This window comes from Bradyrhizobium sp. 62, assembly GCF_023073035.1.
GTDB lineage: Bacteria > Pseudomonadota > Alphaproteobacteria > Rhizobiales > Xanthobacteraceae > Bradyrhizobium.
Window position 1 is genome coordinate 495,000 of record NZ_JADPIT010000015.1, and the last position, 19,106, is coordinate 514,105.

General features: G+C 63.7%; 18 protein-coding genes and 1 pseudogene. 12 read left to right on the forward strand and 7 right to left on the reverse strand.

The features are described from left to right. Positions 1-18: 18 nt before the first annotated feature. Entirely contained in the window at positions 19-666 is a 648-nt protein-coding gene (locus IVB47_RS12715; RefSeq protein ID WP_007591562.1) for an alpha/beta hydrolase, read from the reverse strand. Between the two features lie 349 nt (positions 667-1,015). Then, positions 1,016-2,020: a LytTR family DNA-binding domain-containing protein gene (locus IVB47_RS12720; protein ID WP_247461961.1), complete on the reverse strand. Its 1,005-nt coding sequence runs from the start codon at positions 2,018-2,020 to the stop codon at positions 1,016-1,018. Here IVB47_RS12720 and IVB47_RS12725 point away from each other — a divergent pair. The 9 genes from IVB47_RS12725 (at position 2,011) to IVB47_RS12765 (ending at position 10,827) form a co-directional block, all read left to right on the forward strand. Next, positions 2,011-3,204, forward strand: a complete 1,194-nt coding sequence (locus IVB47_RS12725) for an acyltransferase family protein (protein WP_247461963.1) — start codon at positions 2,011-2,013, stop codon at positions 3,202-3,204. The two genes, IVB47_RS12720 and IVB47_RS12725, sit on opposite strands and share 10 nt — an antisense overlap. A gap of 51 nt (positions 3,205-3,255) precedes the next feature. After that, on the forward strand, positions 3,256-4,395 hold the full coding sequence (locus tag IVB47_RS12730; RefSeq protein WP_247461965.1) for a cysteine desulfurase family protein: 1,140 nt from the start codon (positions 3,256-3,258) through the stop codon (positions 4,393-4,395). A gap of 116 nt (positions 4,396-4,511) precedes the next feature. Next, entirely contained in the window at positions 4,512-6,008 is a 1,497-nt protein-coding gene (gene sufB / locus IVB47_RS12735) for a Fe-S cluster assembly protein SufB (protein ID WP_027569858.1), read from the forward strand. Between the two features lie 62 nt (positions 6,009-6,070). Beyond that, positions 6,071-6,820: a Fe-S cluster assembly ATPase SufC gene (sufC, locus tag IVB47_RS12740; RefSeq protein WP_027569859.1), complete on the forward strand. Its 750-nt coding sequence runs from the start codon at positions 6,071-6,073 to the stop codon at positions 6,818-6,820. 11 nt (positions 6,821-6,831) lie between these two features. After that, positions 6,832-8,136 (forward strand): Fe-S cluster assembly protein SufD, encoded by a 1,305-nt coding sequence (sufD, locus tag IVB47_RS12745; RefSeq protein WP_247461967.1) that lies wholly within the window; start codon positions 6,832-6,834, stop codon positions 8,134-8,136. Beyond that, complete coding sequence (locus IVB47_RS12750) at positions 8,133-9,380, forward strand: cysteine desulfurase (RefSeq protein ID WP_247408656.1); 1,248 nt, start codon at positions 8,133-8,135, stop codon at positions 9,378-9,380. Before sufD ends, IVB47_RS12750 begins: the two co-directional genes overlap by 4 nt. Further along, positions 9,377-9,748 carry an SUF system Fe-S cluster assembly protein gene (locus IVB47_RS12755; RefSeq protein WP_027569862.1) on the forward strand — a complete coding sequence of 124 codons (372 nt, stop codon included), beginning with the start codon at positions 9,377-9,379 and terminating at the stop codon, positions 9,746-9,748. The genes IVB47_RS12750 and IVB47_RS12755 overlap by 4 nt, the downstream gene beginning before the upstream one ends. A 74-nt stretch (positions 9,749-9,822) precedes the next feature. Beyond that, positions 9,823-10,233 carry an iron-sulfur cluster assembly accessory protein gene (locus IVB47_RS12760; protein WP_081747958.1) on the forward strand — a complete coding sequence of 137 codons (411 nt, stop codon included), beginning with the start codon at positions 9,823-9,825 and terminating at the stop codon, positions 10,231-10,233. A 162-nt stretch (positions 10,234-10,395) separates the two neighbouring features. After that, positions 10,396-10,827, forward strand: coding sequence for a TfoX/Sxy family protein (locus IVB47_RS12765; RefSeq protein WP_247461969.1), 432 nt, complete (start codon positions 10,396-10,398; stop codon positions 10,825-10,827). Between the two features lie 2 nt (positions 10,828-10,829). Here the strand turns inward: IVB47_RS12765 and fabA are convergent, their stop codons facing one another. From fabA to IVB47_RS12785, 4 genes are all read right to left on the reverse strand, one after another. Next, positions 10,830-11,360, reverse strand: coding sequence for a bifunctional 3-hydroxydecanoyl-ACP dehydratase/trans-2-decenoyl-ACP isomerase (gene fabA, locus IVB47_RS12770; RefSeq protein ID WP_247461972.1), 531 nt, complete (start codon positions 11,358-11,360; stop codon positions 10,830-10,832). A gap of 108 nt (positions 11,361-11,468) precedes the next feature. Then, positions 11,469-12,536, reverse strand: coding sequence for a GGDEF domain-containing protein (locus IVB47_RS12775; RefSeq protein WP_247286200.1), 1,068 nt, complete (start codon positions 12,534-12,536; stop codon positions 11,469-11,471). 166 nt (positions 12,537-12,702) lie between these two features. Then, the gene (locus tag IVB47_RS12780) at positions 12,703-14,265 is read right to left on the reverse strand and encodes a DEAD/DEAH box helicase (RefSeq protein ID WP_247461974.1); all 1,563 of its coding nucleotides are present in this window, start codon (positions 14,263-14,265) and stop codon (positions 12,703-12,705) included. Between the two features lie 298 nt (positions 14,266-14,563). Further along, complete coding sequence (locus tag IVB47_RS12785) at positions 14,564-15,529, reverse strand: AraC family transcriptional regulator (RefSeq protein ID WP_247361216.1); 966 nt, start codon at positions 15,527-15,529, stop codon at positions 14,564-14,566. A gap of 210 nt (positions 15,530-15,739) precedes the next feature. On the opposite strand from IVB47_RS12785, the gene IVB47_RS12790 reads away from it, so the two are divergent. Then, complete coding sequence (locus tag IVB47_RS12790) at positions 15,740-17,254, forward strand: caspase family protein (protein WP_247434459.1); 1,515 nt, start codon at positions 15,740-15,742, stop codon at positions 17,252-17,254. A 72-nt stretch (positions 17,255-17,326) separates the two neighbouring features. On the opposite strand, the gene IVB47_RS35405 is transcribed toward IVB47_RS12790, so the two are convergent. Continuing rightward, positions 17,327-17,461: a hypothetical protein gene (locus tag IVB47_RS35405; protein WP_256467853.1), complete on the reverse strand. Its 135-nt coding sequence runs from the start codon at positions 17,459-17,461 to the stop codon at positions 17,327-17,329. A gap of 118 nt (positions 17,462-17,579) precedes the next feature. On the opposite strand from IVB47_RS35405, the gene IVB47_RS12795 reads away from it, so the two are divergent. Together IVB47_RS12795 and IVB47_RS35525 are read left to right on the forward strand one after the other, a co-directional pair. Continuing rightward, positions 17,580-18,836, forward strand: coding sequence for an FAD-dependent oxidoreductase (locus IVB47_RS12795; protein WP_247461976.1), 1,257 nt, complete (start codon positions 17,580-17,582; stop codon positions 18,834-18,836). Positions 18,837-19,015: 179 nt separating this feature from the next. After that, positions 19,016-19,106: pseudogene (locus IVB47_RS35525) on the forward strand (porin family protein); the annotation flags it as partial.

A 19,106-nucleotide genomic window follows, 5' to 3' on the forward strand; every position in this document is an offset into this window, starting at 1 on the left:
AGGCTCAGCGACGAGGCCTTAGCGCACGTTGGCGAGGCGCATGTCGAGATAGGCGGTGATGGTTTCCATCAGCGGCTCGAGTTTGGCGTCGAAGAAATGATTGGCGCCGGGGATGACCTGTTGGTCGATCACGATGCCCTTCTGCGTCTTCAGCTTCTCGACCAGCGTGTTGACGTCCTTGGGCGGCACCACCGCGTCCTTCTCGCCATGCACGATCAGGCCCGAGGACGGGCAGGGCGCGAGGAACGAGAAGTCGTAGAGGTTGGCGGGCGGTGCGATCGAGATGAAGCCCTCGACCTCGGGGCGGCGCATCAGCAGCTGCATGCCGATCCAGGCGCCGAAGGAGAAGCCGGCAACCCAGCAGGCGCGCGCTTCGGGATTGATGGTCTGCGCCCAGTCGAGCGCCGCGGCCGCGTCCGACAATTCGCCGGTGCCGTGGTCGAACGAGCCCTGGCTGCGGCCGACGCCGCGGAAATTGAATCGCAGCACCGAGAAGCCACGATGCGCGAACGCATAGTAGCACTGGTAGATGATCTGGTGATTCATCGTGCCGTGGAACTGCGGATGCGGGTGCAGGACCATCGCGATCGGCGCGTTCTTCTGCTTGGCCGGATGGTAGCGGCCTTCGAGACGGCCGGCGGGGCCGGTGAAAATAACTTCAGGCATGATGATCTCTTGATTGATCCCTTGAAGACGCTCTTCAACAATCAACCGATTGTGCGGATTTCATCGGCTGCTGGGCCGACCAAGCCGCGAATGGAAGGGTGGAGCGGCGCCCTCGGATGATGCGCGAGCGGCGCGCGGCGAACTGACGCGCGCGTTCTAACATGAGGCGAGGGTCAAAAAGCAAGCATCTTGAACATCGCCCAATGAGCTCAAGAGCTTACCCGGTCATGCCAGTGTCGTGCCGACGGCTGCCGGGACCCAACCAGGTGACGGCCAGGATCGGTGGTGTGGCAACAACCAATTGGAATCACGATTGTTTATCGTTTGTCGGGCGATCGCCGGTGGCGATTCACACCGGCTCGGTGCGATCTCCCAGGGAGGCGACCGCGGGCCGATAGCGGCGGCTGCCCCCAAGCGTCTGCCCATTGTCGAATGTGAGCTCGAAATCCCCTGACGGCTTGAAGTCCACGGCGCTCACCCGGTCGAGATTGGCGAGCCTGGTCCGGTGCACGCGCACGATGGCGAAGCGGGCGAGCTCGCTTTCGGTCGCGGCCAACGTGCCGCGGATCAGGTGCTGGGTGCCGCTGGCGAGGTTGTATTCGATGTAATTGCCGGCAGAGGCGACCCACAGGATGTCGCGCGGCACGACGCGAATGCGGCTGGTGCCGTCCCGGAGCCAGATCAGATCGGGGGACGACTGCTCCAATGGAACGGCCGGGATGGGCATCGCCGCCCGCACGGCCTTCCGCAGCTCGCGCCGGCTTTCGAGCAGCCAGAGCGTTGCTCCGAGCAGCAAAGCGGTCACGGCATCCTTGCGGAACTCGTACAGGACCGCCGCCAACGAGAAATGGAAGTCGTAGGCACTTCCCGCGAGCCAGAGCAGGAATTTCCGGACCGCTACCATTCCGGTGATGTGGAGGGCCGAGAAGCCAAGCAAGGCGACCGCGGCGATTCCGATCCGAATTGCCAGCGGCCGTGTCTGGCGCATGCGCCGGACGGCCAGCACCAGGATCGGCACCAGCAGCAAGATGACGATGATGCTCGACAGCTCCCAGAACAGTCGCCGGCCAATGTCATAGCTGTCGCCACGCCAGGCGGCGTCCTGCGCGCCGGAGAGCGCATTGACGATCCCGATGGCGAGCGAGACGGCGGCGATCGCGGCGAACATCGTCCCGTCGCCACTGATCCCGCCGGGCCAACCGCTCGTCCCGGACCCCGACGCCTCGTCCCCTCGCGCCCGGTCCTGATCCCAAACCGTCTCGACACGCTCCGTTTCGGGGGCATTTTGGCCGTCAGCCATGGCCCAAAACCCGTGTTTGCCGTCCCGCCGAGGAGCAGAGAACCATGTCAACACCGCAACAAATTTCGACTTCGGAACGACGCATCGATCTGGATTGGGTGCGGATTTTAGCGTTCGGGCTCTTGATCTTCTACCACGTCGGCATGCTCTACGTGTCCTGGGGGTTTCACATCAAGAGCGAGCACCGGCTGACTTGGCTCGAGCCCCTGATGCTGGTCATCAATCCCTGGCGGCTGTCGCTGTTGTTTCTGGTTTCCGGCGTCGCCACCCGTTTCATGCTGGGCAAGTACAACCTCGGTGCCTTCGTCCGCACGCGCTCGGCACGACTCCTGATCCCACTGATCTTTGGCATGTTCGTGATCGTGCCGCCGCAGTCCTACCTCCAGATCGTTGAGAGCCTCGGTCACCCCGCCGGCTTCGCCGATTTTTACGTCCGGCACTATCTGGCGTTCGGAGCGCAATTCTGCCCGAACCCCTGTATCGTGCTGCCGACCTGGAACCATCTCTGGTTCGTAGTCTATCTATGGGTCTACACCGTCGCGCTGGCCGGCGTGCTCTGGCTGCGGCCCATGCTGGCCGATCGGCTCGGCCCGAGACTGGCTGTCCTCCTCACCGGACCCGGGCTGCTGGTCCTGCCGTGCCTTTTGTTCGCGGCCTGGCGCTTGTTCCTGTTTCCGGCCTTCCCGTCGACGCACGCGCTGTTCGGCGACTGGTACAACCATGCGGACCATGCGACCGCGTTCCTGATTGGCTTCCTGCTGGCGAAAGAGGGCGGTACCTGGCGCGATATCGAACGGCAGCGCTGGATTGCGCTCGCAGTTGCCGCAAGCCTGTTCGTCCTGTTCATTCTGCTTCGTGCCGGCCTGGTCGAGCCATCGCCGATGCTGAGATGGTTCGCGAGCTCGGCCTATGGCTGCTACCAATGGCTGGCGATGGCGGCGGTGCTCGGCTTTGCGCGACGCCACCTGACGGCCGACGGCCCCGTGCGCCGCTATCTGACCGATGCGATCTTTCCCTATTACATCGTGCATCAGACCGCGATCATCATGATCGCGCACGCATTGCAGGGCAGCGGGCTATCAGCCGGAAGCGAAGCCGCCATCGTAATATCAGGCACCGCGCTCACTTGCCTCGTCGCCTACGAGATCGCGCGTCGGATCGCCTGGCTACGGCCACTGTTTGGCCTCCGGACAGAGGTCCGATCCTCGGCCGGAATTGCGCAGCAACAGCCGGCCTGATGTGCGGCGGCTGCCGATTGGCGCGAGGGTAAAAGATGCTAAGAGGGCGCCATGCCGAGCCGCGTCTATTTCGACTGGAATGCGACCACGCCGCTGCGCGCCGAGGCGCGCGCAGCGATGCTGGCCGCCTACGAGCTGATCGGCAATCCGTCCTCGGTTCACGCCGAGGGGCGCGAGGCGCGACGGCTTGTCGAGGGGGCGCGGGCCGTCCTTGCGACCGCAGTAGGCGCGCTGCCGCGGAACGTCGTCTTCACCTCCACCGGAACCGAAGCCAACGCGCTGGCGCTGTCGCCGGGCCTGCGGGGGCCGTCGGGAGGGCCTGTCGAGCGGCTTCTGGTCTCGGCCGTCGAGCATGCTTCGGTAATGGCAGGCGGCCGGTTCCCGGCGGATGAGATCGGTCAGATCAGGGTCACACGCTCCGGCGTGATCGACCTCGATCACTTGAAGGCGCTGCTCAGCGATGGCCCGCCGGCGTTGGTCTCCGTCATGGCCGCCAATAATGAGACGGGCGCGCTGCAGCCGGTCACTGACGTCGCGGGAATCGTTCACGGGGCCGGCGGCCTCCTGCACGTCGATGCAATCCAGGCGCTTGGAAAAATCCCTTTTGATATTAAGGTGATCGGCGCGGACCTTGCGACCTTTTCTGCGCACAAGATCGGCGGCCCCAAGGGGGTCGGCGCGCTGGTCGTGGCCGACGGCGTGGCCGGACTTGAGCCGGTGCTGCGGGGCGGCGGGCAGGAGCTGAACCGGCGCGCCGGAACCGAGAATGTCGCCGGCATTGCCGGCTTCGGAGCATCCGTGCGGGGTGCCCTTCAGGCTTTTCCGGAGGATGCGGAGCGCATGGCAACCCTCAGAGATCGCTTGGAAAATGGCATTCGCTCCATGGCCGGCGCAACGGTCTTCTCAGATGACATCAGGCGATTGCCAAATACCGTTCTTTTCACTGCTCCCGGCTTGAAAGCCGAGACCGCGGTGATCGGCTTTGACCTCGAAGGCATCGCGGTATCCTCGGGTTCCGCCTGTTCCTCGGGCAAGGTGCAGCCGTCCCACGTGCTGTCGGCGATGGGGTATGATCCCACCGTCGCCCAGGGAGCGGTGCGTCTCAGTCTGGGCTGGTCCACGGAGCCGGATGACATCAACAGGGCGTTAGAGGCTTGGCGAAAGCTCGGTAATACCCTACTTAAGGGATAAGCGATGAAACACGGCTTGAACGGTTCTAAGCGCGTGCGTCCCGCCAAGAAACATCGTAATAGTCGTCCGAGTTTGATGATCCACCGCGGTCCTTGAAACCGCGAGCGGAGGATAGAATGCCAGCCGTGCAAGAGACGGTCGAGCGCGTGAAGCGCATCGACGTCGATCAGTATCGTTATGGGTTTGAGACCCTGATCGAGTCCGACAAGGCCCCCAAGGGGTTGTCGGAAGAGACCGTCAAGTTCATCTCCGAGAAGAAGAACGAACCCGCCTGGATGCTCCAGTGGCGGCTCGAGGCCTATCGGCGCTGGCTGACCATGACCGAGCCGACCTGGGCCCGCGTCGACTATCCCAAGATCGACTTCCAGGACCTCTATTACTATTCGGCTCCCAAGCCGAAGAAGACGATCACCTCGCTCGACGAGATCGATCCCGAGATTCTGAAGACCTACGAGAAGCTCGGCATTCCCTTGCGGGAAGTCGCCATGCTCGAAGGCGTCGAGCCGAAGCCCGGCGAGGAAGACCCCAACAGGCGCAAGATCGCGGTCGACGCCGTGTTCGATTCTGTCTCGGTTGCGACCACCTTCAAGGCCGAGCTGAAGAAGGCCGGCGTGATCTTCATGCCGATCTCAGAGGCGATCCGCGAGCATCCCGAGCTGGTGCAGAAATATCTGGGATCCGTGGTGCCGACCTCGGACAATTTCTATGCGACGCTGAACTCGGCGGTGTTTTCGGACGGCTCGTTCGTCTACGTGCCGCCGGGCGTGCGCTGCCCGATGGAGCTGTCCACCTATTTCCGCATCAACGAACGCAACACCGGCCAGTTCGAGCGCACGCTGATCATCGCCGACAAGGGCTCCTACGTCTCCTATCTCGAGGGCTGCACCGCGCCGCAGCGCGACGAGAACCAGCTGCACGCGGCCGTGGTCGAGCTCGTCACGCACGACGACGCCGAGATCAAATATTCGACGGTTCAGAACTGGTACCCGGGCAATTCGGAAGGCAAGGGCGGCATCTACAATTTCGTCACCAAGCGGGGTGACTGCCGCGGCAACAATTCCAAGATCTCCTGGACCCAGGTCGAGACCGGTTCGGCGATCACCTGGAAGTATCCGAGCTGCATCCTGCGCGGCGACAATTCGCGTGGTGAATTCTACTCGATCGCGATCTCGAACGGCTATCAGCAGGTCGACTCGGGCACCAAGATGATCCATCTCGGCAAGAACACGTCGAGCCGCATCATCTCCAAGGGCATCGCCGCCGGCAAGTCGCAGAACACCTATCGCGGGCTCGTCACGGCGCATCGCAAGGCGACCGGCGCGCGCAACTTCACCGCCTGCGATTCGCTATTGATCGGCGACAAATGCGGCGCGCACACCGTGCCCTACATCGAAGCCAAGAACTCGTCGGCGACGTTCGAGCACGAGGCCACCACGTCCAAGATCTCCGAGGACGTGCTGTTCTACTGCATCCAGCGCGGCCTCACGCAGGAGGAGGCGGTCGGCCTCGTCGTCAACGGCTTCGTCAAGGACGTGCTGCAGCAACTGCCGATGGAGTTCGCGGTGGAAGCGCAGAAGCTGATCTCGATCTCGCTCGAAGGATCGGTCGGCTAACGCCGACCCTCGCGGCGCGCATCGCGCGCCCCATGCATCATTTGAATAAACTGGACACCAAGATGGCTTTGCTCGAAGTGAAAGACCTCAAGGTTCGTGTCGAGGAGCGTGAGATCCTCCATGGGCTGACGCTGACCGTGAACGAGGGCGAGATCCACGCGATCATGGGGCCGAACGGCTCCGGCAAGTCAACCCTGTCCCACGTCATCGCCGGCAAGCCCGGTTACGAGGTCACCGACGGCGAGATCCTGTTCAAGGGCGAAGACCTGCTCGCGATGGCCCCGAACGAGCGCGCCGCCAAGGGCGTGTTCCTGGCGTTTCAGTATCCGGTCGAGATTCCCGGCGTCTCCACCATGAATTTCCTGCGCACCGCGCTGAACGCGCAGCGCAAGGCGCGCGGCGAGAGCGAATATTCGACGCCGGACTTTTTGAAGAAAGTCCGCGACGTCTCGAAGTCGTTGAACATCCCGCAGGACATGCTCAAGCGCGGCGTCAATGTCGGCTTCTCCGGCGGCGAGAAGAAGCGCAACGAGGTGCTGCAGATGGCGCTGTTCGAGCCGAGCCTGTGCATCCTCGACGAGATGGATTCCGGCCTCGACATCGACGCGCTGCGCATCGCAGCCGACGGCGTCAACGCGCTGCATTCGCCCAAGCGCGCGATGGTCGTCATCACCCACTATCAGCGGCTGCTCAACTACATCGTGCCTGACGTCGTGCACGTGATGTCGAAGGGCCGTGTCGTGAAGAGCGGTGCCAAGGACCTGGCGCTGGAGCTGGAGTCGTCCGGCTACGCCCAGTACGAGGACGCGTAAGGAATTTTGCGATGAACGTTGCTGTGGCAAAGACCGGAAACGGCCGCGCGGTGAGCGATCTGTTCGCCAGCGCCGAAGGCCGTCTGCCGGGTTCGCCTTCCGTGATCGCCGTGCGCCGCGAGGCGTTCGAGACCTATGAGCGTCTCGGCCTGCCGCACCGCCGGATCGAGGAATGGAAATACACCGATCTGCGCGCGCTGGTCGGCGAGGTGCTGCCGCTTGCGGCTGCACCCGATGCGGCTGCGTTGAAGCGCGCCGCGGACGCCGTGAAAGCGCACGCGATCGCGGGTGCCCGCAAGCTGGTGCTGGTGGACGGCGTGTTCGCTGCCGATCTCTCCGACGTCAAGGCGCTGGCCTCCGAGGCGAGCTTTAGGACCTTGCGGGAGACGCTGGACAAGGATTCCGGTCTGTTGAAGACCGCGGCAACCGATGCGGTGATCGCGCTGAACGCGGCGATGGCCACCGACGGTGTCGTGCTTGATATCGCCGACGGCGTGCAGCTCTCCGCGCCGATCCAGATCATCCACATCGCGATCTCGTCTTCCGCGTCGACGTTCACCCGCTCGCAGGTCGCGGTCGGGAAGGGCGCTCGTGCCACCCTCATCGAGAGCTTCGTCGCGGCCGGCGCCAAGGCTTACCAGGTCAGCGATGCCGTCATCCTCTCGGTCGGCGACAACGCCGACGTCGCGCATATCCGCCTGATGGATGATTCGCCGGATGCGGTGAACATCACCTCGCAGTTCGTCACGGTCGGTGCGAACACGAAGCTCAATTTCTTCAACATGACGACCGGTGCTGCGATCAGCCGCCTGCAGGGTTTCATCACGCTGGCGGGTGAGGGCAGCGAGCTCTCGGTTAACGGCGTGAACCTGTTGCAGAAGACCGAGCATGGCGACACCACGCTGGTGGTCGACCACGCCGTGCCGAATTGTGTGAGCCGCGAGGTCTTCCGCGCCGTGATCGACGACCGTGCGCATTCGGTGTTCCAGGGCCGCATCATCGTTCGTCCCGATGCACAGAAGACCGACGGCAAGATGATGATCCGCGCGCTGCTGCTCTCGGACGAAGCGGAAGCCGACAACAAGCCCGAGCTCGAGATCTTCGCTGACGACGTTTCCTGCGGCCATGGCGCCACCGCCGGCGCGCTAGACGACAGCCTGCTGTTCTATCTAAAGGCGCGCGGTCTGCCGGAGAAGCAGGCCCAGGCGCTGCTGATCCAGGCTTTCGTCGGCGAGGCGATCGAGCAGATCGCCGACGATGATCTGCGCGAGCACGTGATCGGCATTGCCGAGCGCTGGCTGGAGCGGCGCCAATGAGCACGCATCCGGCAGTCAAGAACGGCTCTTACGACGTCGCGCGCGTGCGCCAGGATTTTCCGGCGCTGGCCATGCAGATCTATGGCAAGCCGCTGGTCTATCTCGATAACGCGGCTTCCGCGCAGAAGCCGAGCGCCGTGCTCGATCGCATGACGCAGGCCTACACCTCCGAATACGCCAACGTGCACCGCGGCCTGCATTATCTCGCCAACGCCGCGACCGAGGCCTATGAGGGCGGCCGCACCAAGGTGGCGCAGTTCATCAACGCTGCCCGGACCGAGGAAGTGATCTTCACCCGCAATGCGACCGAGGCAATCAACCTCGTCGCCTCGTCCTGGGGTGAACCGAACATCAAAGAAGGCGACGAGATCGTCATCTCGATCATGGAGCACCACTCCAACATCGTTCCCTGGCATTTCCTCAGGGAACGCCATGGTGCCGTGATCAAATGGGCGCCGGTCGACGACGAGGGCAATTTTCTCATCGAGGAATTCGAGAAGCTCCTGACATCGAAGACCAAGCTGGTCGCGATCACGCAGATGTCGAATGCGCTCGGCACCATCGTTCCGGTCAAGGACGTCGTGAAGATCGCTCACGCCCGCGGCATCCCCGTGCTGGTCGACGGCAGCCAGGGCGCCGTGCATCTGCCCGTCGATGTCCAGGACCTCGGCTGCGACTTCTACGTCTTCACCGGCCACAAGGTTTACGGTCCGACCGGCATCGGCGTGCTCTGGGCCAAGTACGACCACCTCGTCGCGATGCGTCCGTTTAACGGCGGCGGCGAGATGATTCGCGAAGTCTCGCGCGACATCGTCACCTATGGCGATCCCCCGCACAAATTCGAGGCCGGCACGCCGGCGATCGTCGAGGCCGTCGGGCTTGGCGCCGCCATCGACTACGTCAATTCGATCGGCAAGGAGCGTATCGCCGCGCACGAGCACGATCTCGTCACCTACGCCCAGGACAAGCTGCGCGAGATCAATTCGCTGCGGCTGATCGGCACGGCACGGGGCAAGGGCCCGGTGATCTCTTTTGAGCTCAAAGGCGCCCACGCCCATGACGTCGCCACCGTGATCGACCGCCAGGGCATCGCGGTGCGCGCCGGCACCCATTGCGTGATGCCGCTTTTAGAGCGGTTCAACGTCACAGCCACATGCCGAGCGTCGTTCGGCATGTATAATACGCGGGAAGAAGTCGATCATCTGGCACAGGCGCTGTTGAAGGCGCGGGATTTGTTCGCATGAGTGACACGGCCGAAATCAAAGCCAATCCGATGGAAACCCAGTCGGCACTGCCGCCTGAGGAGACCGAGCGTTTGACCACCGAGATCATCGCCGGGCTCAAGACCGTGTTCGACCCGGAAATCCCGGCCGATATCTACGAGCTCGGCCTGATCTACAAGGTCGAGATCAAGGACGATCGTTCCGTCGACGTGAAAATGACCCTGACGACGCCGAATTGTCCGGCCGCCGGCGAGTTGCCGACGATGGTCGAGAACGCGGTCGCCAGCGTCCCCGGCGTCGGCGTGGTCGACGTCAAGGTGGTCTGGGAGCCGGCCTGGACGCCGGAACGCATGAGCGACGAGGCCCGCCTCGTGCTCAACATGTGGTGACGCGTAACCCTGGCTTTAGATACTCGTTAGATCCTTGGCATTGAATTCGCTCGGCAACGGACCACATCACTGACATGACACAGATATCGTCGGGTTCAACACCAGCATCCACTCCGAAGCCGCGGCGGCCGCGCCCGCAGGTGATGCGGCTGACGGACGCTGCTGCCCAGCGCATCAACGAGCTGACCCAGCGGGCCGATTCCGAGATCGTGGGCCTGCGCGTCGGCGTCAAGAACGGCGGCTGTGCCGGTCAGTCCTACACCGTCGAATACGCCCATGATGTTCGTCCGACCGACGAGGTCGTCGAGGACAAGGGCGTCAAGATCCTGGTCGATCCGAAGGCCGTGCTGTTCCTGCTCGGCACCGAGATGGACTACAAGGCCGACAAGATGCAGGCCCAGTTCGTCTTCAACAATCCCAACCAGATCTCCGCTTGCGGCTGCGGCGAGTCGGTCGAACTGCGCCCGGCGCAGATCGACGGGTAGTTTTTCCGTCGTTGCGAGGAGCACTTGCGACGAAGCAATCCAGACTGTCTCCGCGGCGACAATCTGGATTGCTTCGCTTCGCTCGCAATGCGGAAAATTGGAGGAAGCCATCATGTCCCAAGATGGTATGAAGGCTGGCCTGCTCGCCCCGGGAAGCCTGCCATGGACCGCGAATTCCTGATCGACCTGTTCGCCGATTTCGGCCCCGTCGCCATCCGAAAAATGTTTTCCGGCTACGGCATCTCCGCCGACGGCATCAATTTCGCGCTGTCCCTGCGTGCCGGCTTGTTCTTTCGCGCCGACGAGATGACCATCCCGGACTTTGAAGCGGAAGGCTCGAAGCCATTCCAATACGCGACCCGCGCCAAGACGGTGCTGGTGAACTCCTACTGGGAGCTGCCGGCCCGCCTGTTCGACGATTCCGTGGAGCTTGCGCAGTGGGCGAGGGCGGCTCTCGCCGCCGCCCAGCGCGCCAAGGTGAAGAAGCGGCCCAAGGTCAAGAAGGCGGCGAAGAAGGCCGCCAAGCCTGCGAAAGCGCGGAAGAAGGCGAGCAAAAAGAAAGCGGTTGGGAAGCGCGCCAGGCGACTGGGTTAGGCTCAGTCCATGGCCTTTGTCAGGCCAACCCTCATGTCTTTGGCGATGTAAACGCAGACACCGTCAGCCAGCACGCGGCCGTCGGCAAATCCCAGGACCAGCCTGCCGCGCCTCACCTGGCGCATGACGACCTCGTAGCGCACGCATCGTGTGTCCGGTGTGATGGAGCCCGTGAACTCCACCTCGCCGACGCCGATCGCGCGGCCCTTGCCCGCTGAGCCCGACCAACCGAGCCAATAGCCGATCATCTGCCACATGGCATCCAGTCCCAGAGACGCCGGCATCATGGCATCGCCGCGAAAGTGGCAATCGAAGAACCAATGGCCTGGCGCGATGTCGAGCTCGCCGACGATATGGCCCTTGCCGAACTCGCCGCCGTCCAGGCTGATCTCCGTGATGCGGTCCATCATCAGCATTGGCGGCGCCGGCAATTGCGCGTTGCCGGGGCCGAAATAGCTGCCCTCGCTCGATCTCAGCAGGTCGTCCCTGGTGTAGGACGGTTGCGGCGTGTGAAAATCATGCGGGTTGGGCAAGACGACAAGTCCTCCGGATGCTCGCAGTCGGACGCCTCGAGACGGCGAGGGAGATGTCGTTCGTCAGGCCAGAATGTCAAGCGCAGGTGGCGGTGCGCGGCTTCGGCATCACGCCACCCGGTTGTGCGTCTCGACCGCGAATTCCGGATCGGCCTCGCAGATCACGCGGTTGCGGCCGTTGCGTTTGGCGGCGTACAGGCAGGCATCCGCGCGTTCGATCAGCGCATCGGTGTCGTCGCCCTGCTTCAGCATGGAGACGCCGATGGAGATGGTGACGCGGCCGAGGATTTCGCCGGTGGACTTCTTTTTCAATTCCTTGGCCATCACCGCGCGGCGGATGTGATCGGCCACCGTGAGGGCCTGGCGCAGCGCGGTGTTGGGCAGCACGACCGCGAATTCCTCGCCGCCATAGCGCGCGGTGATGTCCTGGCCCTTGATGGTCTGCTTCAGCGACAGGCCGACCAGCCGCAGCACCTGGTCGCCGGTGAGATGGCCGTAGGAATCGTTGAACGACTTGAAATGATCGATGTCGACCAGCAGCAGCGACAGCGGATCGCCGGAGGCGAGCGCGCCTTGCACGGCCATGTCGATCATGCGATCGAAATATTTGCGGTTGCCGAGCCCCGTCAGCGGATCGGTCAGGCTCTCGGCGCGGATCGCCTCCAGGCTCTGCTGGAGGTTGCTGATCTCGCTCTTCGACAGCGTCAGCCGGTCTTCCAACGCCTTGTTGGTCTCGCGCATCTCGCTGGTCGAATGCAGCAGCGTCTCGACGATCGACTTGATCTGCTCGCGGCTCTTGGCCGATGAGAGCTTTTCGGTCGCGCCCGACAGGCTGGCATCGTAGGAGCCGGTCATCCCGAGCGCGTCACCGAGTACCTTCATCACGTCGTCGATCTCGCCGATGACGCGCGCGCCGACCTTGTCGATGCGGTCGGTGGTCTTGATGTGGGAGAGGTAGGTCTCGTAGATCTGATCGAGATCGGCTTCGGTCAGCGTGCCGCTCCGCGCCAGTGTCTCGTTGATGATCTTGTTGAGCGGGGCATTGTAGCCGGTGGCGTAGACGAACCAGATCTCGTAATTGCGGGGAATTGCGGTCTGTCGTAGCGATCGGATCTGACCGAGCGCCACCTCGGCGAACGCCATCGTGCGTTCGTGTTCGTCGAGCACCTTGACCACGGAACATACCCCACAGCGATCGGCGTGCCGTCGACCGCAGCAATACTTAAATTATGTTCGTAGGCTAACGGACGATCGTGAACGCCCCGTAAATATACGTCCACGAATACGTCCAGAAAAGTGCGCGCAAGCTTTATTTCAACCAAAGCCGGGCGCGCATCGGGCTTCAGGCGCCGGCTGGGGAGCGAACCGGACGCAGCAGAAAGGCCGGCAGATGCGAGTGGTCGCCCGGCTCGCTGTCGGCCTCGCGTTGGCGGCGCGGCTCGGGACGGCCGATCGACGGCACATGCGACGGATTGGCCTGCTCGCGCGCACCGTCACGCGGCTCGGATGATGGCTTGGCTTCGCGCGGAGGCCTGGCTTCACGCGAAGGTCTGCCTTCACGCGAAGGTCTGGCTTCACGCGGAGGCCTTGCCTCGCGCGCGGGCCTTGCTTCGGAAGCGGACCGTGCTTCGGCTGAAGGCTGTGCCTCGCCACGCGCTTCGCGCGGCTCCTGGCTGCGCTCGCGACCGCGTTGCGGCTTGCCGCGTCCGCCGCGTGAACGTTCACGGCCGCGCTGCTCGCGCGGACGCTCGCTCGCATCGGAAGCATCGGTGCGGACTTCGAAATCGCCTTCGGCGCGCGGAATGCTCTGTCCGATCAGCTTCTCGATCGCCACCATCGACTTCTGGTCGGGCGGCGTGACGAGCGAGATCGCCATGCCGGACCGGCCTGCGCGACCGGTGCGGCCGACGCGGTGGACATAGTCGTCGGGATGGTGGGGAACGTCGAAATTGAAGACGTGGCTGACCTCGGGGATGTCGAGGCCGCGGGCGGCGACGTCGGATGCGACCAGCAGCGGCAGCTCGCCCTTGCGGAACTGTTCGAGCGCCGCCGTGCGGGCCGACTGATCCATGTCACCGTGCAGCGCGCCGACGCTGAAGCCGTGCTTTTGCAGCGATTTATGAACGACGGCGACATCGCGCTTGCGATTGCAGAAGATGATCGCGTTCTGGAGATCCTTGGCCTCGCGGAGCAGTCGGCGAAGCAGCTCGCGCTTCTCGTGCGCCTCGCGCCCGGCCGGGACCTGACACTGCGTAACCGTGACAGCGGTGGTGGCGGGCTTCGATACCTCGATCTTCTGCGGATTGTGCAGGAAGGTTTCGGTGATGCGCCGGATCTCCGGCGGCATGGTCGCGGTGAAGAACAGGGTCTGCCGCGTGAACGGGACGAGCTTGCAGACGCGCTCGATGTCGGGAATGAAGCCCATGTCCAGCATGCGGTCGGCTTCGTCGATGACGAGCAACTCGACGCCGGTGAGCAGCAGGCCGCCGCGCTCCGTGTGGTCGAGCAGGCGGCCGGGAGTGGCGATCAGCACATCGACACCGCGCGTCAGCTTGGCATCCTGGTCGCCGAAGGAAACGCCGCCGATCAGGAGGGCGACGTTGAGTTTCTGGCCCACGCCGTAGCGGTCGAAGTTTTCCTTCACCTGCGCCGCGAGTTCGCGGGTCGGCTCAAGGATCAGCGTGCGCGGCATGCGCGCCCGGGCGCGGCCCTTTTCGAGAATGGTGAGCATCGGCAGCACGAAGGCGGCGGTCTTGCCGGTGCCGGTCTGGGCGATGCCGAGAACGTCCTTGCGAGCAAGGACGTGAGGGATCGCCTGTTCCTGAATGGGGGTGGGGGTGGTGTAACCGGTGGCCGCCACTGCGGCGAGGACTTTTTCGGATAGTCCGAGATGGGTAAAAGACATTGAGCCTCTGGTCGAAACCGCCGTTCGGATTCGAGGGTAATAAGGCTGTCGCGTTCCACCCCAAAACGGCGCGCTCTCAAAGAAGCTGGGGGTGCTGACTCACGCGAACAAAGCGCCAAGCTCAGGAATCGCTCTTCGATACCGAGCCGCGTCGACCCGGAACATAGGGGGGAATCGGCCAAAGTCAATGGAGCAGCCGCGGGAAGGCCCTAAAAAACCTGAGGTTTTCGCTCAAATAGCGGGCGAGGCTGCGGTTTTCCGCCCAATCCAGCGGTCGGCCGGAGCTGTCCAACGTCGGCTAACGCCCTTCCGGACCCTGGGCGCGGAAGTCGCCGGGGGCCATCCCATAGGCGGCGTTGAAGACCCTGTAATAGGTCGCGAGGCTGTCGAAGCCGCAGGCGGTCGCGATGTCGGCGATCAGCCGGTCCGGGGCTTCGCGCATCAGGCGGCGGCTCTGGTTCAGGCGTTCGTCCGTCACGGTTTGCGAAAAACTCTTGGCCGCGGTTTCGAACAGCATGTGCAGGTGACGGACCGACACGCCGAGAAGGTCGGCCACCATCGTCGGCGCCATATCCGGGTCTTGCAGGTGACGCGCGATCAGGCGTCGTGCCAGCGAGAGCCGGGCGGTCCGCAGCGCGGCCTGCCCGAGGCGGCTGCCGGGCCGCAGGATGCCGCGCTCGATCAGTGCCAGATGGGCTAAAGCCTGGACGAGGGGGGCGGCATCGGCGGCGCCGTCATCACCCGCGGCAACCGTACCGAGGTCGGCAAAGCAGGCGTCGAGTAGGGGCGCCAGGCTGGGATCGACGAACGTCCGGGGCGCAAGCTCGCGCATGCGCTTGTCCTGCGTGGAGAGACCGCTCACGGGAATCTTCAGGATCCGCAGGTGGAAGCCTCCCGCGCCCAGCGGCGCGGCGCGGTAAGGCTGGTCGGTATGGCTGGTGGCGAAGCTGCCGTTGGCGATTGTGAAGTCGCTGCCGCGCATGCCGCCGAACCAGGCTCCGCTGCCGAGCTGCTGATAGACACAGAGGCTGTCGCCCGGCGCGTCAGCGATGTCGGTCATGCTGCGCTCGACCGTGTAATGCGAAGCCTTCAGCTCGACGAGGCCGGCTCCGCCAAGCTGACACAGCGAGAATTCGCCGAAGAAGTCCGCGCGGCGTTCGCGCTCGAGTTCGACGGTGACGCCGAACAGGCCCTTGGCGCGCACCTCGCGCCAAAAGTCGAAGCGGTCGTGCGGCTCGACCTCGTCGGTGCACCAGCGATACACGGCGTCCCCTCGCTTCCAGCGGAATTGCCCACAAGAATTGACCGAGAGAAAGCAAATTCCGGTGGCATCTACCATAGGCTAGACGACAGACCTGAGTCCTCAGGGCTGTTGAACCAGCGCTATGGCTGGGCCGACTATCACATCAACGATGCGGTTCCCATGAACCGCTGTTCGAAGGAACCGGCGTGGGCCGTTCTTGAGGGATTTTCGATGACACGCCGGCTTTTCAGAGTACTGGCAGCGCTTGGCCTCGCGGCCGGCCTCAGCGGTTTCGCGCTTCCCGCCTGTGCCGAGAAGCGCGTCGCGCTCGTCGTCGGCAACAACGACTATAGGAACGTTCCGAAGCTGCTCAAGGCGGTCAACGACGCCCGCACCATGGGCGATACGCTGAAGCAGCTCGGATTCTCGGTGATGCTCGCCGAAAACCAGAGCCGGCAGCAATTTTCGGAGACGCTGCTTGCGTTCGATCGGACGATCGAGCCCGGCGACACCGCGTTCTTCTTCTATGCCGGCCACGGCTTCGAGATCGCAGGCCAGAATTACCTGCTGCCGACGGACGTGCCGGCAGCGACGGAAGGGCAGGAAGAGCTGGTGCGTGACGCCTCCATCCTGGCCGATCGCATCGTCGAGCGCCTCCAGAACAAGAAGGCGCGAACCTCGATCCTGGTGTTCGACGCCTGCCGCAACAACCCGTTCGAGCGCAAGGGTACCCGCGCCGTCTCCGGCGGTGGCGGGCTTGCCCCGATGGTGCAGCTGCCCGAAGGCGTGTTCTCGGTCTTCTCCGCGGGCCCGCGCCAGACCGCGCTCGACCGCCTCTCCAACGACGACGCCAATCCCAATTCGGTGTTCACGCGCACCTTCGCCAAAGAGCTGCTCCAGCCCGGCGAGAACCTGGTGCAGGTGGCGCAACGTACGCGCCGTCTCGTCAGCGAGATGGCCGACACCGTCAAGCACAGGCAGGTGCCGGTCTATTTTGATCAGATGGTCGACGACGTCTTCCTCAGCGGCATCGCCAAGGATGTCGCCGCGCGCCCGGCCGATCCGCCGGCGCAGAAGCTCGCGGCGCTGCCGCCAGTGTCGGTGCCGCGCGTGCCGAAGGAGGAGACCACCAACGCGCCGATCGCGAGCTTCTCGCGCCACAATGGCGGCTGGAGCGTGGTGTTCTCCTTTGCCGATCCGACGCTTGGCGTTTCCTGGCGCATGGCCGGCAATGGTGATTTCCGCGAAACCGGCTTCATCGATACGCTCGACCCGCGCACGCGCAAGAGAATGCCGAACCCGTCGATCGAATTGCCGCCGGACGCGCAGGCCGGCACCATTGAGGTCCGCTATGTCGACCAGTCCGGTGACATGCAGGGGCCGTTCCCGATCAGGTTCGATCCCGAAGCCGCGCTGATCCGCGACCAGCGCAAGATCCTCGACATGACCGCGACGAGCTGGCTGTCATTCCGCGAGTTCAACGGGCTGCTGGTCTACTACACGCACCTCGTGTCTTACCGCTGCGCCATCCGCGAGGTGCGCATCGGCATCGACACCGCCGTTCCGAACCAGGTGTTGAAGATGCCGGGCTGCGACATGCGCGATCCCAGTGCGATCAGCGCCGGCATGCCGCTCTACATGAAGCTCGCGCCGGCAACGCAGTTCATCTCGGTGGAGCTGACCTATCGCGACGGCAGCGTGTCGGAGATCAAAAGCTTCCGCAGCGCGAACCGCAGCAATAATTGATGAGGCGGCCGAAGGCGTCGCGCGCGCTTCTTGTTACCCGCGGCGCTTCCTGAGGAAGCTCTTGAGCTTCTCCTACTCCTCGTACGAATAGCCGTTCCGTTCGATGCGCACCGGCGCAAGCGGCGGCCTGCGCGGTGCGATCATGATCAAGACGAAAAGCACGTTGATCAGGATCCAGACGCCGAGCAGTATGAGGATTGTCTGCACTGCAATTTCCTGAATGAGTCGGAATTGGCGTAAAGGCTAACGGCCATTCACAATCGCGGCAAATGAATCTTGCTTGCTGCACTGCACAGAAACCTTGACCCTAAATGAGAACCCGGCCGTGAAACCCGATACGTCGCAGAATCTCCAAGGCGCCTCGCTGAAAGTGCGGTGTTGCATCGTCGGCGGCGGACCGGCGGGCATGATGCTCGGCTATCTTCTGGGGCGCGCCGGCATCGATGTCGTGGTGCTGGAGAAGCATGCGGATTTCTTCCGCGACTTCCGCGGCGACACCGTGCATCCCTCGACGCTCCAGGTGATGGACGAGCTCGGCCTGATCGACGGATTCCTGAAGTTGCCGCATCAGCGCTTGCAAAAGATGGACGGCCTGTTCGGCGGTACCCCCGTTCGCATCGCCGATCTCAGCCGCCTCCGCACCAAGTACCCCTTCATCGCCTTCATGCCTCAATGGGATTTCCTGAACTTCCTGCGCCAGGCCGGCCAGCGCTTCGCCTCGCTGAAGGTGATGATGAACACAGAAGCGGTCGATCTGATCCGCCGCGGTGAGACCATCGCCGGTGTGCGGGCGAATACGCCGGACGGCATCGTGGACATCGAAGCCGATCTCACCATCGCCTGTGACGGCCGGCATTCGACCGTGCGCCAGCGTTCCGGCCTCGAGGTCGAGGAGATCGGCGCGCCAATGGACGTGCTGTGGTTCCGCGTCGGCCGCAAGGCGAACGAGACCGAGAACGTGTTCGCGCGCGTCGAGCCCGGCAAGATGATGATCACCTTCGACCGCGGCGACTACTGGCAATGCGCCTATGTCATCGCCAAGGGGCAATACGACGCGGTGAAGGCGAGGGGATTGCAGGCGCTGCTCGACGACGTCGTTCGCATGGCGCCGATCCTGAAGAGCGGCATTGCCGATGTGAAGAGCTTCGACGATTTCAAGCTGCTCACCGTCGCGATCAACCGCCTGCCGCGCTGGACGCGGCCCGGCTTGCTTCTCATCGGCGACGCCGCACATGCGATGTCGCCGGTCCGCGGCGTCGGCGTCAATCTCGCCGTGCAGGATGCGGTCGCGACCGCAAATTTCCTGGCGGACAAGCTGCAAAACGGCGCCCCGTCGGAGAACGAACTCGATGCCGTGCGCCGTCGCCGCGAATTCCCGGTGAAGATGACGCAGCGAATGCAGATGATCGTGCAGAACAACATCATCAGCGGCGCCTTGCAGGGCGGCGACCGGCCGCTGAAAGTGCCGCTGATCGTGCGCCTCATCACCGCGCTGCCGTGGCTCCAGGGCATTCCGGCGCGTCTGCTCGCGCTCGGCGTCCGGCCCGAGCACGTGCAGTCGAAGGCTGCGCCGGCACGGTAGCGCAAGGACTCGGTAGGGATAACGCGGCGTTAAATCGCGCTCAGCGCGTTGCCTGCGTACAACAGTTCAGATGGATTGAAGGCGCGCTGCTTGCCAATTCGGCGTCTTAACTGTCTTGATTCAAATTTGAGTAAGAACTGCGTGTGAGCGTGCACCCATCAAAGGACACGGGGTGTACCATGCGTAACAAGTTGATTGCCGCCTTCGCCTGCACGACCGCTCTGGTTTCGACCGGCGCCGCTTCCGCCGCCGATCTCGGTGCGCGCTACA